Raw genomic sequence first — 16,187 nt, 5'->3', positions numbered from 1 at the left:
GGTTTTATCCGGCGCTCTCCCCAGCGCTCCCGCGGCGGCCCGGCTACGGTCGAGGGATGCCACGCCGCGCACACGACTTCCGCGGACTGACCCAGCCGCGCCGCCTCCAGCTGCTGCGCGCCATCCAGCGGGTCCCCGGACGCCGCGCCGGCGAGCTGGCGTCGGAGTGCGGCATCCCGCTCAACACCGTCCGCGACCACCTGCGGGTGCTCGAGGACGAGGGCCTGATCCGCAGCGAGGCCCTGCAGGTCGGCGTGCGCGGTCGCCCACCCGTCGTGTTCCATCCGGTACGCGAATCGGCCCCGAGCGCCGCGGCGAGCGCACGCGTCGTGGGGGCCGAGAAGCGCGGACGGATGCTGCGCGCCGTGACCGGCGCCGAGCCCCCGGTGCTCGACGCCGACGCCGCCCGCCAGCTCGACGTGCTGTACGAGCACCTCGACGACGCCGGTCTCGACCCGGCCGTCGACGAGCGGACTCTGTCGTTCGACCTCGCGCCCTGCCGCTACCACGACATGATCGACGAGGATCGCGCGCTCGTCTGCGGCGTGCACGCCCGTCTGGTGCAGGACGTGCTGCTGCACACCGACGGACCGCTCGCGATGGAGCGTCTCGAGCCCTTCGTCACGGCGCACCGGTGCCGGCTGCTCCTCACGCACGCCGAGGGCGCCGTCGGCTCGGCGTGAACGCGGATTCGCGACCCGGTCGCCCGCTCGATAGCGTCGGGAGCGCGCGTCGGTGCGCGAAGGGGTGGGATCGACGATGGAGCGCTTCGACACGATCGTGGTCGGCGCAGGCGTCGCCGGACTGACCGCGGCGCGGCTGCTCGCGAGGGCCGGGCGCCGCGTCGTGGTGCTCGAAGCCCGCGACCGGGTGGGCGGGCGCATCTCGACCGATCGCCGGTACGGGCTCACGACCGACATGGGCGCGTCGTGGATCCACGGGATCACCGGCTCCCCCGTCGCCGCGGCGGCGGAGGCGTTCGGCATGCCGATGGTCGAGTTCACCGTCGGCGGGTATCAGCCAGACAGTCGCCCGATCGCCTACTACGGGCCCGACGGCGTGCGATTGACGGATGCCGCGACCCGGGCGTACATCGCCGACATCCACACCGTCGACCGGGCGCTGATCGATGTGGTCGCGGCATCGGCTCCCGATGCGTCGTATCGCGACGTCACCGAGGCCGCGCTCGACGCCCAGGGCTGGGACGCCGAGCGCACGCAGCGCGTCCGCGAATACCTCGAGCACCGCACCGAGGAGCAGTACGGCGCATGGATCGAGGACCTCGCCGCGCACGGCCTCGACGACGATGTCATCGACGGCGACGAGGTGGTCTTCCCCGACGGCTACGACCGGCTGCCGCGGCGGCTGGCCGAGGGCCTCGACATCCGGCTCATCCACGTGGTGTCGCGAGTGCAGTGGTCAGCGGAGGGCGTCCTCGTCACGACCGACCACGGGCTGTTCGCGGCGGACAGCGCGATCGTGACCGTGCCGGTCGGCGTGCTGCAGTCCGGCGACCTCGAGATCGAGCCCGCCCTCCCCGAGCCGGTCGCGGGAGCGCTCGGCCGGTTGCGCATGAACGCGTTCGAGAAGGTGTTCCTGCGCTTCCCGACGAAGTTCTGGGACGACGGCGTGTACGCGATCCGGCAGCAGGGGGACGAGGGCCGCTGGTGGCACTCGTGGTACGACCTGACCGCGCTGCACGGCACCCCGACGCTGCTCACGTTCGCCGCCGGTCCCGCGGCGGTGGAGACGCGGGACTGGACCGAGGAGGAGATCGTCGACTCGATCCTCGCTCAGCTGCGGCGCCTCTACGGTGAGCGCGTGGCAAACCCGACCTCCGTGCACGTGACCGACTGGCAGGACGACCCGTGGTCGCACGGCTCCTACGCCTTCATGACCGTCGGCTCGACGACCTCGGACCACGACGACCTCGCCACGCCCATCGGCGGCGTGCTGCATCTCGCCGGCGAGGCGACGTGGACCGACGACCCCGCGACGGTCTCGGCCGCCATGCTCTCGGGGCACCGTGCGGCGCAGCACGTGCTCGGACGGGATGTCGCGATCGAGGATGCCTGGGCGCACTGACGCCCGACACGGCGGCGTTTATGGATCTGAACGCGCCGTTGCCTCTGCGTTCAGGTATTTGAACGCTCCGGGCGTAGTCACACCCATACACGGCTCATATGTTCGGGGAGTACCCGAAATCGCGCTCCCGCCGGCGCTCCATCCGAAGGACACGCCATGGATTCGTCACGCCTGCTCGCGGCCCGCAACGACGCGTCAGCATCGCCGCCGCGGAAGCGCCGGACCCTCTGGGCGGTGATCGCGGCCGTGCTGGCCCTCGTGATCGCCGGGCTCGGCGCGCCGGCCGCGTTCGCATCGAGCGTGACCACCGCGGTCTTCTCCGGTCAGACCGGCGTCTTCGCGGTCGTAGGCGGAACGCTGTACGCCAAGAGCAGTGCGACACTGTCCCTGGCTGTGAGCACGTCATCCGACACCAGGTGTGTCGATGTCACCGGCGCACTCACCGCGGGCGACCGCTCGCCGAGCGACAAGTCGCAGTGGATGTTCTCGTCCTTGGCCGCGGGAGCGATCGAGGGCGTGCGCACGGTCACGGTGGCCGCCTCCCCGGGCATCAACCCGCAGAACCAATGCACCGGCCAGACGCGGACGCTCGACGCCTCCTACGTGGTGGACAACACCGGGCCGACGCTCACGGCAACGGTTTCGCCTGCGCCGAACGCTGCCGGCTGGAACAACGCGAACGCGACGGTCACCTGGGCGGCCTCTGACGGCCTGAACGGGTCAGGCGTCGCAACCGGCCCGTCTCCCGCTTCGGCAACCGTTTCAGGCAACGGGATCTCGACCCCCACCTCGACCGCGACCGACCGCCTCGGCAACGTCGGGAACGGCGCGGTCACGGTCCGCGTGGACAAGACGGCCCCCACCATCACCGCATCGCAGGTGCAGAACGCCGACGGCACGACGACCATCACCTTCATCTGCTCCGACACGACGTCGGGCGTCGCCTCCTGCCTGGCCGAGGGCTCGACCACCAACTCGCGGACCGTCGGGCCGAACACCACCGTCACAGGCACCGCGACCGACGCCGCCGGCAACACGGCGACGGCCTCCTCGACCTCCCCGGCCGGCGACACCAGCGCCCCGATCCTGAGCGGTTCGCCGACCACCCAGCCCAACCCCGCAGGGTGGTACCAGGGCGACGTCGTGATCGACTGGACCGCCAGCGACGCCGAGTCGGGTGTCCCGACGCAGCCCTCCGACACGACGATCACCGGCGAGGGCACGGCTCTGACGAGCACGCAGTCCGTCACCAACGGCGCCGGACTGTCGACGACCGCTACGAGCCCGGCGGTGAAAATCGACCGGACCGCGCCGACCACAGGCATCTCCGGCGCCTCGAACGGCTGGGTCAACGGGGCCGTCACGGTCGTCCTCACGCCCGGTGACAACCTCTCGGGCGTCGCCCGCACCGAGTACACCGTCGACGGTGGCGCCGTGCAGCAGGGCACGACGTTCTCGCTCAGCACCGAGGGCGCGCACACGATCACCTACCGCAGCGTGGACGCCGCGGGCAATGAGGAGGGTTTCCACACCGCGACGGTCAACATCGACAAGACGGCGCCCACCATCGGCCACGTCTTCGACCCCGACACCTATACCGGCGCCGGCTGGATCAACACCGACGTCACTGTTTCGTTCACGTGCGAGGACCAGGGCGGTTCGAGGCTCGCCGACTGCAGCGCCGACGTGATCGTCGCGGACGAGGGTGAGCAGAACGTCGTGGGCACCGCGACCGACAATGCGGGCAACTCCGCGAATGACACCGCCACGGTCCGCGTCGACAAGACCGCCCCCACCATCGCCGCGACCGTCGGAGGAACGAAGAACGACGCCGGCTGGTACAACGAGGACGTCACCGTCAGCTTCTCGGCGGAAGACGCCCTGTCGGGGATCGCGAGCCTCTCGCCGGCCGCTGTGCTGAGCGACGGTGCGGGTCAGACCGCGTCGGGGACGGCGACGGATGCCGCGGGCAACAGCGCCTCGACCACCGTGACCGGCATCAACGTCGACACGACGGCTCCCGTGCTCACCGCTGAGTACTCCACGGCATGGAGCGCCGGCGACGTCACCGTGGTGTGGACGTGCACCGACGAAGGCGGATCGGGCGTCGGGGACGCGCCGGGCACGAGGGTGGTCGATGGCGAGGGTGCGAACCTGTCCGACACCGCGAGCTGCATCGATGTCGCGGGCAACACCGCCACTGAGACCGCGTCCGGCATCCGGATCGACCGCACCGCCCCGGTCACGACCGCTTCCCTCGCCGATGCGGGTGACGACGGCTGGCACAGTGCGGCGGTGGAGGTGACCCTTACCGGCAACGACAACCTCTCGGGCGTGGCATCCACCCTCTACACCGTCGACGGCGGCGCAGCGCAGGAGTACTCCGGCGTGTTCTCGATCACAGCGGACGGGGAGCACACCGTCACGTTCTGGAGCAAGGATGCCGCGGGCAACGTCGAGCAGGCCGGGCCGGCGATCGAGGTGAAGGTCGACACGACCGCTCCTACGACGGCGGTCATCAACCCGATCTCGCCGGCGAGCGGCTGGTTCGTGACGAGCGGCATCCCGTTCGCGTTCGACGCCTCCGACGAGCACTCCGGTGTCGCGGCGACCTACTACACGATCGACGGCGGTGACCCGCAGCTCTACGGCGAGGAGTTCACCGAGAACCTGTCGACGGGCACGCACGAGGTCACGTACTGGAGCGTCGACATCGCCGGCAACATCGAGGTGGTGCAGAGCCTCACGATCAACGTGGACACGGTGCTCCCGACCATCACCGGTCAGGCGATCCCTGCGGCCAACGCCTTCGGCTGGAACAACGACGACGTGACGGTGAAGTTCACCTGCTCCGACGCCGAGTCCGACATCGCCGGCTGCGCGCCTGACGTCCTCCTTGAGAATGAGGGAGCCGGGCAGACCGCTGCTGGGCAGGCGCGGGACAACGCAGGGAACCTGAACAGCACCACGGTCGGTCCGGTGAACATCGACAAGACGAAGCCGACGCTAGCCGGCGTGTTGCCGGCTGCGAACGGGGCCGGCTGGTACCGCGACGACGTGACGGTGCAATGGCAGGGCGATGACGGACTGTCGGGCATCGACCCGGCCTCGCAGCCCACGGCAAGCATCATCACCGGCGAAGGCGACGACCTCGGCGCCGGGCCGGTCACCATCGACGACAAGGCCGGCAACACGAGCGATCCCGCCTCGGTCACCGGCGTCAAGATCGACCGCACCGCGCCCGAGATCGAGGGGAACCCTTCCACCGCACCCAACGCCGCCGGCTGGTACAACTCCTCGGTGATCGTCGACTTCACCTGCACCGACAACCTGTCGGGCGTGGCGCAGTGCCCCACGAGCAAGGTCGTCTCGGGCGACGGCGCGAACAAGAGCGCCACCAGCGGCAGCGCCGGGGACGAGGCGGGCAACGAGGCCGCGGGCATCACCGTCGAGGGCATCAACATCGACGGCACCGCCCCGACGACCCTCAGCGACAACACGTGCACGAAGGTCAACGGCTGGTGCACGGCCGCCACCGCCGGTGTCGTCCTGACCGCCACCGACCAGGCCGGCCTCTCCGGGGTCAAGGAGATCTGGTACGCGGTGAACGGAGGTGCGCCGCAGCGCGCGGCGGGTGCGAGCGCGACGGCCACGGTCCCCCTGACGGGAACCGGCAGCGGGACCGTCAGCTACTACGCGGTCGACCACGCCGGAAACGCCGAGTCGCCCAACACCGTGTCGCTCAAGTGGGACAACATCGCCCCGACCGTGAAGCACACCCTCTCGCCGGCGCCGAACGCCGACGAGTGGAACATGGCTGACGTGACCGTCTCCTTCACCGCGAAGGACGACGACGCGGGCTCGGGCGTGAGCAGCGTGAGCGAACCCGTCCTCGTCTCCGAGGAGACCGCCGGCCAGGTCGTCACCGGAACCGCCACCGATACCGCCGGCAACGTCGGCACCGACAGCGTGACGGTGAAGCTCGACAAGACAGCGCCGACGATCACCACCGCGATCACGGCAGGACAGCTCGGCGCCAACGGCTGGTACACCGGCCCCGTCACCGTGACCTTCACCTGCGCCGATGCACTGTCGGGTGTGGCGACCTGCCCTGATCCCCAGGTCCTCACCTCCAACGGCCTGAACACGCCGGCAGGAGCAGTGACGGACAAGGCCGGGAACACGGCCTCGGCCGTGCTGGGAGGCATCCGGATCGATCAGGAGAAGCCGACGCTCACAGCAGCAGGCGTGAACGTGGCCGGCGGGATCTACGTGCTCGGATCCGCGCCCGCGGCCACCTGCACGGCGACCGACAACGTCTCCGGCCTCGCGTCGTGCGTGGTCTCGGTCACCGGCGGCACCGCGAACGGCGTGGGCACGTTCTCCTACACCGCGACCGCCACCGACAACGCAGGCAACCAGACGATCCTCACCGGCTCGTACACGGTGACCTACCGGTTCGACGGGTTCCTGCAGCCGATCAACGACACGGCCCACCAGGTCGGCGTCTCGACGAGCATCTTCAAGGCCGGCAGCACCGTGCCCGTGAAGTTCCAGCTCAAGGACGCCGCCGGCAAGGTCGTGCAGTCGGCGACCGCACCGGTCTGGCTGACGCCGGTCAAGGGCAGTGCGACGTCGGCACCCGTGGACGAGACGAGCTACCCGGCGACGGCGGACAGCGGCACCGCGTACCGCTACGACGCCACCGCGCAGCAGTACATCTACAACTGGAAGACGGGCAACGGAGGCGGCAACTACTGGCGCATCGGTCTGAAGCTCGACGACGGGCAGACGTACTACGTCAACATCGGTTTGCGCTGACGCGCGGACCGAAGGCCGGACCTCCTCCTCGTGGGGACGGAGGAGGTCTGCGGGGCTCCTCGCTTGGGGACGAGGAGCCCCGCCCTCGTGGCTCACGGCGACCCGACAAGGAGCACTCATGACTCCGGACGAGATGGACGTCGACCGGGCCGCCTCGGTCGGGGAACGCACCTGCCCGGCGTGGTGCCGCACCCGTCACGGCGCCGCCGCGGGCGAGGACGACTGGCTCCACGTCAGCGAGCCGCTCGTCCTGGCAGACGACGTGATCGCCCGGCTGTGCATGTCGGTCGACCCGCGAACCGACGAGGCCGACGGACCGTACGTGATCGTCGGCACGCGCGAGTACTCGCTCGCAGAAGCCGCCGAGCTCGGGGCATCCCTCATCCAGCTCGCGGAAGTCGGCGCTATCCCTCGTTCAGCAGCTTGAACGCACTGGCGCGATCCTTCACCTGCAGCTTGCGCAGCACCGTCGAGACGTGCACGCGGATGGTGGTCGGCGACAGGTACAGCTGCTTGCCGGCCTCCTCGGTCGAGAGCCCCTGCGCGAGCAGCTCCATGACCTCCCTCTCGCGTGGACTCAGCTTCGAAACCGCCGACGAACGCGCGAACGGGCGTCGTGTGGGCCGACGGAACTCGTTCAGGATGCGCGTCACCAGAGCGGCCGGCATGGCCGCCTCGCCCGCGAGTACACCGCGCAGGGCGTCGGGAAGCGACGCGGGGTCGGCACTCTTGAGCAGATAGCCGGATGCCCCGGCCCGGAGCGAGTCGAAGAGGTCATCGTCGTCGGCGGACTGGGTCAACATGACGATCGCGGCGTCCGGGAGCTGACGGCTGATCTGCTGGGCGGCGGTGATCCCGTTGCCGGGCATGTGGATGTCGAGCAGCACCACATCGGGACGGTGTGCGAGGGCGAGTTCGACCGCCTCCTCGGCGCTGGCGCCCTCTGCGGCGACGACGCAGCCGCCGGCCTCGAGCGCGGCGCGCACCTGGGCGCGGACGCGCGCGTGATCGTCGGCCAGCACCACCTCGATCGGACGTTCCCCTACCATGCGACCGTCACCACGCTCCCCTTGCCCCGATGCGATTCCATGCTCAGCACGCCGGGCAGGCCCTGGGCCCGGTCGCGCATGCTGATGAGGCCGTAGCCCGAACCGGCCGCGATCGTCGCGTCGACGTCGAACCCGGTCCCGTCGTCCTCGACAGTCAGTCGCCGCGCACCGCCGTCGCGGCTCAGCCTCACCCAGATCCGCTCGGCCTTGCCGTGGCGGACGGCGTTCGACACCGCCTCGCGAGCGATCCGCATGAGCGCATGACGCTGGTCGGAATCGGCCGTGATCGAGTCGTCGACGTCGACCTCGAGGTTGACCCGATAGCGCTCGGAGAGCTCGCGCACCGCGCGGTGGAGCGTGAAGCCGAAGGGCTCCTCCTCGACGGTTCGGCCCAGCGCGTTGACCGCCGAGCGCGCCTCGTCGAGCCCTCTGTCGCACGCTGCGATGATGCGGAGCGCGTTCGGCGAGCCCGTCGGCAGCGCATGGCTCTCGGCGCGGATGTAGCCGAGCTCCTGTACGACGCCGTCGTGCAGCTCGCGCGCGAGGCGACGACGATCGTCGAGCACGGCGGCCCGCGCCTGAGCGGTCCAGTAGGACTTCATCTCGCGCATCGCGCCGATGAGCAGCAGCAGGTAGCACCCTGTGCGCAGGAAGTCGCCCGTGTAGAGCCAGTCGGTGTAGAGCGAAGGGAACAGCGCGTAGTTGAGTCGCGCGAACCCGCCGAGGGCGCAGGCCGGACCGAGCCACCGGAGCAGCTCGTCGTCCCGCTCGGTCGCCTGAACGGTGAAGGACGCGGACGCGATGAAGAAGGATGCCGCCGCGACGGCCTGGCCCGCGATCAGAAGCGGGTGCGCTCCGGCGAACGGCGGGTCGGTGGACGTCGGGATGTACGCGGGGTCGAGCGCGAGCGGCAGCTCCAGCCGCACAGACCACAGGGCGAGCGCGCACAGCACGACCGCGAAGGCGACCGCGCCGAACACAGTCGTCGCCGGTCGGTGGGGCACCAGCTGTCGGGCAGACCTGTCACGGACGAGCGCCGCCGCGACGATCAGCAGCCCGCCGAGCACGCGGACGCCGATCGGCAGCCACACCTCGAACCGGCCGGTGGGCTCGGTGAGGAGCGCGCCCGCCACCGCGGTCAGCCCGAGGCCGGCCACCGCGAGGAGAACGAGCCCCACGCACAGGAGCAGATCCTGCAGCCGCCCCGCGCGGCTGTACCTCCCGTAGACCAGGTACGCCACGAGGAGGGCGACGCAGGCGTCGACGGTGTCGAGCACCAGATGCAGCGACGGATTCCTGTAGCCGAATGAGACGATCGGGCTCCACAGCACGAGCGCAGTGACGGCGATGCCGACCGCGCACCCTGCGGCCGTCAGACTCCTGTCAGTCACGTGGCAGTCGCCTTTCAGGCGACGCCGAACAGCGGTGATCCGCTTCCCCCATGAAGACACCCCGGATGATTCCCCGAGCGGCCACCCCCCTGGAGCCGCTCCCGTTCCGCGATTGTATCCCCACGCAAGTGTCGTGGGAATCGTCGGATCCGAGAACGAAAGGGACCCGCTGATGCCGATCCCTTTTTCCTGTCGGGATGACAGGATTCGGACCTGCGACCCCCTTGGCGGACGGGGCCCACGATCGAATGCTGGAAGCGTCTCGTGCCAGCCCCGTGAGTGCGGACGAAGGGTGCCCTCTCGGTACACCCCTCATCAGGGACTCCCGCTCTTCGGCGGGGGCGGTGAGGCTGTTGGCATGAGTCCACCGCCGTGCCGGAGAAGCAGTTACACCGGTGGGCAGGAGAAGGAGGCGCTCTCCCTCCACCGGCCGATCCGGCACCCCGATCCGCGGACGATCAGGAAGAACCTCCGTCGTAGCCCGCAGTCCTCATCACCCCGCCGTCCCGTTCCCGGGATGAGGCGGTCGACCACGAGCGTTCGCACCAAGGCTGGCAACGCTCGCGCGTTGATGATGGCCGCTGCGCGGACACCCCAGACGCCACGCGGTGGGACGTCGTCACGCCGTCAGCGATGGCGTCCCGGATGTGAGTTCCGCGTCACCGGTGTCCGGGTGCAGCGCGGCCGCGACGTGTCGGCGCAGGTCGGCAACGACGTCGGTGAGGAACCAGGGATTTCTGGAATGCCAGCGGAAGTTAAGTGGTGAGGGGTGCACCAGGGGGAAATGGGCGGGCAGGTGGTCCTGGTAGTTCCGCACCGTTTCGGTCAGGGTTTGGGCGCTCCTGACCGGCAGGTAGGCCTGTTGCGCGTACCTGCCGATCAGCAGCGTCAAGCGAATGTCGGGCATCAGCGCGAACAGTGGCGGGTGCCACCGCGCCGCGAAGCCTCGCCGCGGTGGGGCATCACCTGATCCGGATCGGCCGGGTCCGGGGTAGTAGAAGTCCATCGGGAGCAGAGCGAACTTGTCAGGGTCGCGGAACTGTTCCTCGGTGACACCCAGCCACTGCATGAGCGTTGCCCCGCTGGCGTCATCCCAGGGGAGACCGCTTGCTTGCGCGCGCCGGCCGGGTGCTTGTCCGATGACGGCGATGCGCGCGGCCGGGCCCGCCGTGTAAACCGGGTCCCAGCCCAATTCTCGGAGGGTCTTGTTGGTGTGATCGTTGACCAGGTCTTGCCGAAGCAGCGCAAACCGGTCCGGACCGGTGTCACGGAGCACGTGTTCGTCCGATATCTACTCTGTCCCCACGCAGCGGCGTGCCTTCTGCGGCGAGCAGACTCCCTGCGACGCCACCGTGACAGGTGGCCGTGGACCCGTCCTGGTACACCACCCGCCACCAGGGGCTGCTTTCATCCAGGTCGGCCACAAGCCGTCCTGCCCGCCGGGGGGTGATCCCGACCAACGCGGCGATCTCGCCGTAGGTGATGACCTGGCCTGGCGGGGTGGTGTTGACGATGCGACGAACCTCTTCCACAGTATTCATGCGGCGACCTCCAGGTCAGGGTAGGTGATGCGTCCGTCGTGGACGCAGGCGAACGGGGTGAGCTCAGCGGGCCGTGTCGCAGTCGCCGACATGATGTGAGAGACGGTGACACCGCGAACCAGGAGAGCGTCGGTGATCAATCGCCGATGGCATCGCCACGGGACTGCTTCGCTGCACATGATGGCCGGCGACGAGTGGCCCGCGAGGCGGATCAGTTGATCGACGCCGGCGTGAAATTGGTCGGTGCCCATGTAATCGGCGTAGTCGCGGAATGCTTTCACCCGCCACGCGCCGTTCGGGCTCGGCACGCCCGCGGGCGTGTACCGGCGGCCCCCGAGTTGCCGCATCCACTGGTAACCGATGTCGGGTGGGAGCGCGCTCTGAATGTTTTCACGGTCCCACTGCGGGAATTTCCGCGACGACGGGAATGAACGCACGTCCACCAGCTGAGTGACCCCGTTGCTGCGGAGCATGGCCACGACATCGTCGAAGCCTCGCGTCGAGTGACCGATGGTATGGATGATCATCATGTGCTGAGGGTGGTGCTCAACGGACCTTCAGGGGCCCAGCTGATGTCTGCGGGGCAGCGCCGCGCCGCACCACGAGTTCAGGACCTTCCGGGTGGTCTTGCCGAGTCCGCTGTTCCCCTCGAACAGGGTCGCGGGCTGTCACCGTGGACATGGGTGCTTCCTCCTCAGGTCTGGGTTCCGTTGCCGTGGACCAGTCCGACAGCGACCGTCACGGCGACCTGGCGCCATGCGCTCTGGAACTTTTCGATACCTTGCCGGGTGAGAGTGGCGATCACGTCCGGGTAGTCGATTCCCGCAGCGATGACGGCGTCCAACACGTCGCGGGAGTCGGTGCGGGTTCCGGTGATCCGGTCGCCGGTGATGATGCCGTGATCGGCGACAGCGCGGAGGGTGGGTTCCGGCAGGGTCATCACCGTGCCGGGAGCGACCAGCTCCTCGACATACATGGTGTCCCGGTAGGTGGGATCCTTCACTCCGGTGGATGCCCACAACGGCCGTTGACGCCGCGCCCCGCTCTTCTGCAGCACTGCCCACCGGTCCGTGCTGAACTTCGCTTCGTGGGCGGCGTACGCCAGTCTCGCGTTCGCGATCCCCGCCTGTCCGAACAGTTCCTTCGGAGCGTTCCGCGCGCGAAGCCGCGCATCGACTTCAGTGTCTACCCGTGAGACGAAGAACGAGGCCACCGAATGGATCGTGGAGATATCCCGGCCGCCGTCCCGCGCGTCCTCGAGCCCGCCGATGAACGCGTCCAATACCGCGTCGTACTGCTCCAGCCCGAAAATGAGTGTCACGTTGACGTCGATGCCTTCGCCCAGACAGCGGCGGATCGCCGGGTATCCCGCCGGGGTCGCGGGGATCTTGATGTAACAGTTCTTCCGGTCCACCGCGCCCCAGATGCGTCGCGCCGATGCGACGGTGGCTGCGGTGTCATCGGCAAGATCGGGGGCGACCTCAATGGACACCCGCCCGTCCACGCCGTCGCTAGCCTGGAAGACCGGTGCCAGGATGTCGCAGGCAAGTCGAACATCGGTGGTGAGCAGTTCGAAGACGGCCACAGATGTATCGGTCTGCGCGGCGGCCAGCTCTCGCAGTTGCGGGTCGTAGTGGTTCCCGACCGTGAGTGCATTGGCGAAGATCGTGGGGTTGGTGGTCACGCCCACGACATGACTGTGGTCGATCAGGTCGCGGAGGTTGCCGGAGTCGATCCGGTCACGCGAGAGATCGTCGAGCCAGATCGACACTCCTGCGTCATTCAGCTGGGTCAACGGGTCGCTCATGGCCGACTCCTCTGCGCATAGTCCGGGTGAATGTAATGAAGGAGGAGTTCGCTGCCGGAGCGCAGAACGGTGACCAGCTCCATGTCCGTGGGACTGAAGCGGGTGTCATCGGTGATCCGTTTCGCCGACCCTGCCTCCAGTGTCGGGGCAACGGTCAGATGCAACGCATCGATGACGTGCGCTGCCAGGAAAGAGCCGAACAAGCTCGGGCCGCCTTCGCAGTGGATCCGCGGCAGACCGCGGTAGGCCAGGTCCCGCTTCAGCTCGACAGCATCGACCGTGCGGAGACCCACATCGGCCACATCGGCTACGTCTTCCAGAGCGTGCCTCCGCGTCGGGTCGGCATCGGCGACGGTATACACCAGGGGACGCACAGGTGCGTCCGTGAAGATCGGCGATGCCGGGTCGAGGTTGAGGCTGCGAGAGACCACAGCGAACGTGGGATGCGGGGGGAGCCCGCGGTGCACCCGCCACGATGCCGCCGCCTCATCGACTCGCATTGCCCCGTATCCTTCCGCACGGACCGTCCCCGCCGCGACCAGGATCACGTCGGCGTGATAGCGCAGCAGGTTGAACAGGCGATGATCGGCGGTGTCGCCGAGGCCGGCGGAGCGTCCCTGCCGGGTCGCTGCACCGTCCAGGCTGGAGGCGAAATTCATCCGCAACCAGGCCCGATCGGCGGGGAAGGTCAGCCGTGCGAGCAGGTCATCATCATTCAGCGCGGTCGCCGGGGAGGGCCACAACCGGTCGATGTCGGCAGTCATGGGTGTCACACGTTTCGGGTGGGGTGAGTGTTGTGGGCGAGTCGGGCCGGTGGTCGCATTCCGAGCATCGCTGCCGTCATCCGGGCGGCGTCCACTGCCGCTTGGATGTCGTGCATCCGCACGATTCGCGCGCCCTGCCAGATGCATGCCGTCATCGCCGCGAGGGTTCCCGCGAGCAGTTCCCCGCGAGGGCGGTCGATGGCTTCACCGATGAAGTCCTTATGGGACACCGCGACCAGCAGCGGCAGTCCAAGGGAAGCGAACTCGGTCAACCGGCGGGTGATCTCCAGCGAATGCAGGGTGTTCTTGTCCAGATCGTGACCGGGGTCGACGATGATCCGGTCCCGCGGGATTCCCGCCGCCTCCGCCCGGTCGACGCGTTCGAGGAGAAAGCGGCGCACCTCGGCGACGACATCGGCAAAGTGCGCGGCGGGTTTTTCTTGCCGGGGAGGTCCGACGCTGTGGGTGATCACGATGTGCGCCCCGGTTTCGGCGACCACTGCGGCCATCTTCGGATCTGCGAGGCCACTGGTGTCGTTCACAACCGAAGCGCCCGCATCGACCGCTGCTCGCGCGACGTCCGCCTTGTGGGTGTCGACGGAGATCACCACGTCCGGGCGGCGGGTTGCGATCGCCGTGATCAATGGCACCACGCGTTCGATCTCCGCCTCGGTGCTGACTTGCACTCCTCGACCGAACGGGACGCCACCGACGTCAACCCACCCGGCGCCGATGTCGGCAGCCTGCACAGCTCGCGTTACGGCGGTCTTCAAGGCGAACGTTGACCCCGCATCGTGAAACGAGTCGGGGGTGCGGTTGATGATCGCCATCACCACCACCTCCCGGGTGAAGTCGAACCGGCGTGTGCCGATCTGATGGATCATCGCCGGATCCCTGACGGTGTGCGTGGCGTTCACCGGTTCGTTCCGACACTCGCTCGGACGGTCTTGGCGGCATCCCAGTCGTTGGCGTGCATGGCCGCAACGACGACGCCGGCTTTGACCCAGAAGGCTCGGAACGCCGTGTTGGCGGCGACGTCGACGGTCCCTTCCACATCGACACGGTCGTAGCCGTCGGGCCCGACGTTCCCGAAGTACTCCATGCCCAGGTCGTACTGATCGGTGAAGAAGTACGGTTGCCGCGTGTACTGTTCAGAACCTCCGAGGAGATTGCCTGCCACGATCTTGCCCTGCTGGATGGCGGTATCCCAGTGCTCGACCCGGATCCGGCGCCCAAGCACCGGGTGGAGGTGGTTCGCAACATCCCCGATGGCGTAGATATGGGGATCTGAGGTCCGCAGGGTTTCGTCGACCAGGATCCCGTTGTCCACTGCGAGGCCAGCGGCGTCAGCCAGTGCGGTGCGAGGGATCGCCCCGATGCCGACGACCACAACATCGGCATGCGTGAGATCGGCTTCGCTGACCTGACTGTTCAGGCGAAGGTCCACCCCGTGATGGCGGTGCAGGTCCGCGAAGACCTGTGCGATCTCGGGTCCCAGCACGCGGATCAGAGGCAGTTCACCGGCTTCGAACACGGTTACGTTCGCGCCGGCGATGCGGGCTGCCGCGGCGACCTCGAGTCCGATCCACCCTCCGCCCACAATGACGACCTGTTGACCGGGACGCAGCTGGCCCCGCAACCGCTCACTGTCCTCGATGGTGCGCAGATAGGTCGGCACGCCGACCTGCTCAGCAGGAGCGAACCGGCGTGGCTCGGCCCCCGGTGCGAGAAGCAGCCGGTCATACGTCGTGGTGGCGTCCCCGGAATCGGTTACGGTCCGATTCGACGGATCTATGGCGGTTGCGGAAACCCCGACGCGGAGGTCGACATGATGTGTGTCGTACCACGCGGCATCGTGCACGATCGCGGCAGCGAATTCTTCCTTGCCCTGCAGGATCCCCTTCGAGAGCGGGGGGCGCTCATAAGGCAGGTGCTGCTCTGCAGCGAAGACCACAACGTCTCCATCGAAACCCCGACCACGCAGCTCAGCCGCGGCCGTGGCGGCGGCGAGTCCTCCACCGATGATGACGATTCGCATCGGGTATCCTTCCTTCGTCGTGAATGGGATGCACGAATGCTCAGTGGGACGTGTGCCCCGCGAGGGAGAAGAACTCCGCACGGGAGCGGGGATCGTCACGGAGTATCCCGCGCACGGCTGATGTCCTCGTGGCGGCCGCCCCCGCCCGGACGCCACGCAGAGTCATACACGTGTGGACGGCCTCAACCACCACGCCGACGCCCTGCGGGGCCAGGTGAGCGACCAGGGCGTCTGCGATCTGCACCGTCAGGCGTTCCTGGGTCTGCGGGCGCCGTGCAAAGTGATTCACCATGCGCGGAATCTTTGACAGCCCAACCACACGGCCAGCGGGCAGGTATCCGACGTGCGCCGTCCCGGTAAACGGAAGCAGATGATGTTCACACACCGACTGCACGGGAATGCCGCCGACGATCACCATCTCGTCGTACCCCTCGGTGTTCTCGAACGTCGTGAAATCGAAACTCTCCGAGGTGAGCAGCTCCGCATAAGCCTCCGCAAATCGGCGCGGGGTGCGCGCCAGATCCGGGGTCGCCGTCGAGTCCGGATCGATGCCCAACGCGCGAAGAAATGCCCGACCCGCGTCCTCCGCAGCCACCAGATCGACCCCGACACTCGGTGGCCCAACCCGACCGCGACGCACTGTTGGCGGCGCAGCGAAGGTGGTCGCTGGCACCGTCGAGATGCTCATCAC

Annotated in this window: 14 protein-coding genes; 4 read left to right on the top strand and 10 right to left on the bottom strand. The window is 68.4% G+C overall.

The genetic code is table 11. The features are described 5' to 3' along the window. Nucleotides 1-56: 56 nt before the first annotated feature. The 4 genes from V6R91_RS26710 to V6R91_RS26695 all read left to right on the top strand — a co-directional run bounded on the left by V6R91_RS26710 (nt 57) and on the right by V6R91_RS26695 (nt 7,333). Entirely contained in the window at nt 57-683 is a 627-nt protein-coding gene (locus V6R91_RS26710; RefSeq protein WP_336397725.1) for a helix-turn-helix domain-containing protein, read from the top strand. 76 nt (nt 684-759) lie between these two features. After that, the gene (locus V6R91_RS26705) at nt 760-2,085 is read left to right on the top strand and encodes a flavin monoamine oxidase family protein (protein ID WP_336397724.1); all 1,326 of its coding nucleotides are present in this window, start codon (nt 760-762) and stop codon (nt 2,083-2,085) included. A 156-nt stretch (nt 2,086-2,241) separates the two neighbouring features. Next, nucleotides 2,242-6,906 (top strand): OmpL47-type beta-barrel domain-containing protein, encoded by a 4,665-nt coding sequence (locus tag V6R91_RS26700; protein WP_336397723.1) that lies wholly within the window; start codon nt 2,242-2,244, stop codon nt 6,904-6,906. A 118-nt stretch (nt 6,907-7,024) separates the two neighbouring features. Continuing rightward, the gene (locus V6R91_RS26695; RefSeq protein ID WP_336397722.1) at nt 7,025-7,333 is read left to right on the top strand and encodes a DUF6907 domain-containing protein; all 309 of its coding nucleotides are present in this window, start codon (nt 7,025-7,027) and stop codon (nt 7,331-7,333) included. Here the strand turns inward: V6R91_RS26695 and V6R91_RS26690 are convergent. From V6R91_RS26690 to folE, 10 genes are all read right to left on the bottom strand, one after another. Beyond that, nucleotides 7,311-7,955 (bottom strand): response regulator transcription factor, encoded by a 645-nt coding sequence (locus V6R91_RS26690; RefSeq protein ID WP_336397721.1) that lies wholly within the window; start codon nt 7,953-7,955, stop codon nt 7,311-7,313. The two genes, V6R91_RS26695 and V6R91_RS26690, sit on opposite strands and share 23 nt — an antisense overlap. Beyond that, nucleotides 7,949-9,346 (bottom strand): sensor histidine kinase, encoded by a 1,398-nt coding sequence (locus tag V6R91_RS26685; RefSeq protein WP_336397720.1) that lies wholly within the window; start codon nt 9,344-9,346, stop codon nt 7,949-7,951. Before V6R91_RS26685 ends, V6R91_RS26690 begins: the two co-directional genes overlap by 7 nt. Nucleotides 9,347-9,965: 619 nt before the next feature. Further along, the gene (locus V6R91_RS26680) at nt 9,966-10,622 is read right to left on the bottom strand and encodes a uracil-DNA glycosylase family protein (protein ID WP_336397719.1); all 657 of its coding nucleotides are present in this window, start codon (nt 10,620-10,622) and stop codon (nt 9,966-9,968) included. Next, nucleotides 10,612-10,887, bottom strand: a complete 276-nt coding sequence (locus V6R91_RS26675) for an MGMT family protein (RefSeq protein WP_336397718.1) — start codon at nt 10,885-10,887, stop codon at nt 10,612-10,614. The genes V6R91_RS26680 and V6R91_RS26675 overlap by 11 nt, the downstream gene beginning before the upstream one ends. Beyond that, nucleotides 10,884-11,417 (bottom strand): DUF488 domain-containing protein, encoded by a 534-nt coding sequence (locus V6R91_RS26670; protein WP_336397717.1) that lies wholly within the window; start codon nt 11,415-11,417, stop codon nt 10,884-10,886. Before V6R91_RS26670 ends, V6R91_RS26675 begins: the two co-directional genes overlap by 4 nt. 164 nt (nt 11,418-11,581) lie before the next feature. Beyond that, nucleotides 11,582-12,694: a transaldolase gene (gene tal, locus V6R91_RS26665; RefSeq protein WP_336397716.1), complete on the bottom strand. Its 1,113-nt coding sequence runs from the start codon at nt 12,692-12,694 to the stop codon at nt 11,582-11,584. Continuing rightward, on the bottom strand, nt 12,691-13,458 hold the full coding sequence (locus V6R91_RS26660) for a pyrimidine reductase family protein (protein ID WP_336397715.1): 768 nt from the start codon (nt 13,456-13,458) through the stop codon (nt 12,691-12,693). Before V6R91_RS26660 ends, tal begins: the two co-directional genes overlap by 4 nt. Nucleotides 13,459-13,463: 5 nt before the next feature. After that, nucleotides 13,464-14,342: a dihydropteroate synthase gene (gene folP / locus V6R91_RS26655; RefSeq protein ID WP_336397714.1), complete on the bottom strand. Its 879-nt coding sequence runs from the start codon at nt 14,340-14,342 to the stop codon at nt 13,464-13,466. Between the two features lie 29 nt (nt 14,343-14,371). Next, the gene (locus V6R91_RS26650; RefSeq protein ID WP_336397713.1) at nt 14,372-15,496 is read right to left on the bottom strand and encodes an NAD(P)/FAD-dependent oxidoreductase; all 1,125 of its coding nucleotides are present in this window, start codon (nt 15,494-15,496) and stop codon (nt 14,372-14,374) included. 40 nt (nt 15,497-15,536) lie between these two features. Further along, nucleotides 15,537-16,184: a GTP cyclohydrolase I gene (folE, locus tag V6R91_RS26645; RefSeq protein ID WP_442928191.1), complete on the bottom strand. Its 648-nt coding sequence runs from the start codon at nt 16,182-16,184 to the stop codon at nt 15,537-15,539. Nucleotides 16,185-16,187 lie beyond the last annotated feature (3 nt).

The organism is Microbacterium sp. CCNWLW41 (genome assembly GCF_037083505.1).
The sequence above is the reverse complement of the archived record's forward strand: the minus strand, read 5'-3'. Positions and strand labels throughout refer to the sequence as shown.

What these genes read in the sequence shown, in the direction of transcription:
- folE (WP_442928191.1), bottom strand. Translation starts at nt 16,184, where the DNA reads ATGAGCATCTCGACGGTGCCAGCGACCACCTTCGCTGCGCCGCCAACA.
- V6R91_RS26670 (WP_336397717.1), bottom strand. Translation starts at nt 11,417, where the DNA reads ATGATGATCATCCATACCATCGGTCACTCGACGCGAGGCTTCGACGAT.
- V6R91_RS26675 (WP_336397718.1), bottom strand. Translation starts at nt 10,887, where the DNA reads ATGAATACTGTGGAAGAGGTTCGTCGCATCGTCAACACCACCCCGCCA.
- folP (WP_336397714.1), bottom strand. Translation starts at nt 14,342, where the DNA reads ATGATCCATCAGATCGGCACACGCCGGTTCGACTTCACCCGGGAGGTG.
- V6R91_RS26695 (WP_336397722.1), top strand. Translation starts at nt 7,025, where the DNA reads ATGACTCCGGACGAGATGGACGTCGACCGGGCCGCCTCGGTCGGGGAA.
- V6R91_RS26705 (WP_336397724.1), top strand. Translation starts at nt 760, where the DNA reads ATGGAGCGCTTCGACACGATCGTGGTCGGCGCAGGCGTCGCCGGACTG.
- V6R91_RS26650 (WP_336397713.1), bottom strand. Translation starts at nt 15,496, where the DNA reads ATGCGAATCGTCATCATCGGTGGAGGACTCGCCGCCGCCACGGCCGCG.
- V6R91_RS26700 (WP_336397723.1), top strand. Translation starts at nt 2,242, where the DNA reads ATGGATTCGTCACGCCTGCTCGCGGCCCGCAACGACGCGTCAGCATCG.
- V6R91_RS26660 (WP_336397715.1), bottom strand. Translation starts at nt 13,458, where the DNA reads ATGACTGCCGACATCGACCGGTTGTGGCCCTCCCCGGCGACCGCGCTG.
- tal (WP_336397716.1), bottom strand. Translation starts at nt 12,694, where the DNA reads ATGAGCGACCCGTTGACCCAGCTGAATGACGCAGGAGTGTCGATCTGG.
- V6R91_RS26690 (WP_336397721.1), bottom strand. Translation starts at nt 7,955, where the DNA reads ATGGTAGGGGAACGTCCGATCGAGGTGGTGCTGGCCGACGATCACGCG.
- V6R91_RS26710 (WP_336397725.1), top strand. Translation starts at nt 57, where the DNA reads ATGCCACGCCGCGCACACGACTTCCGCGGACTGACCCAGCCGCGCCGC.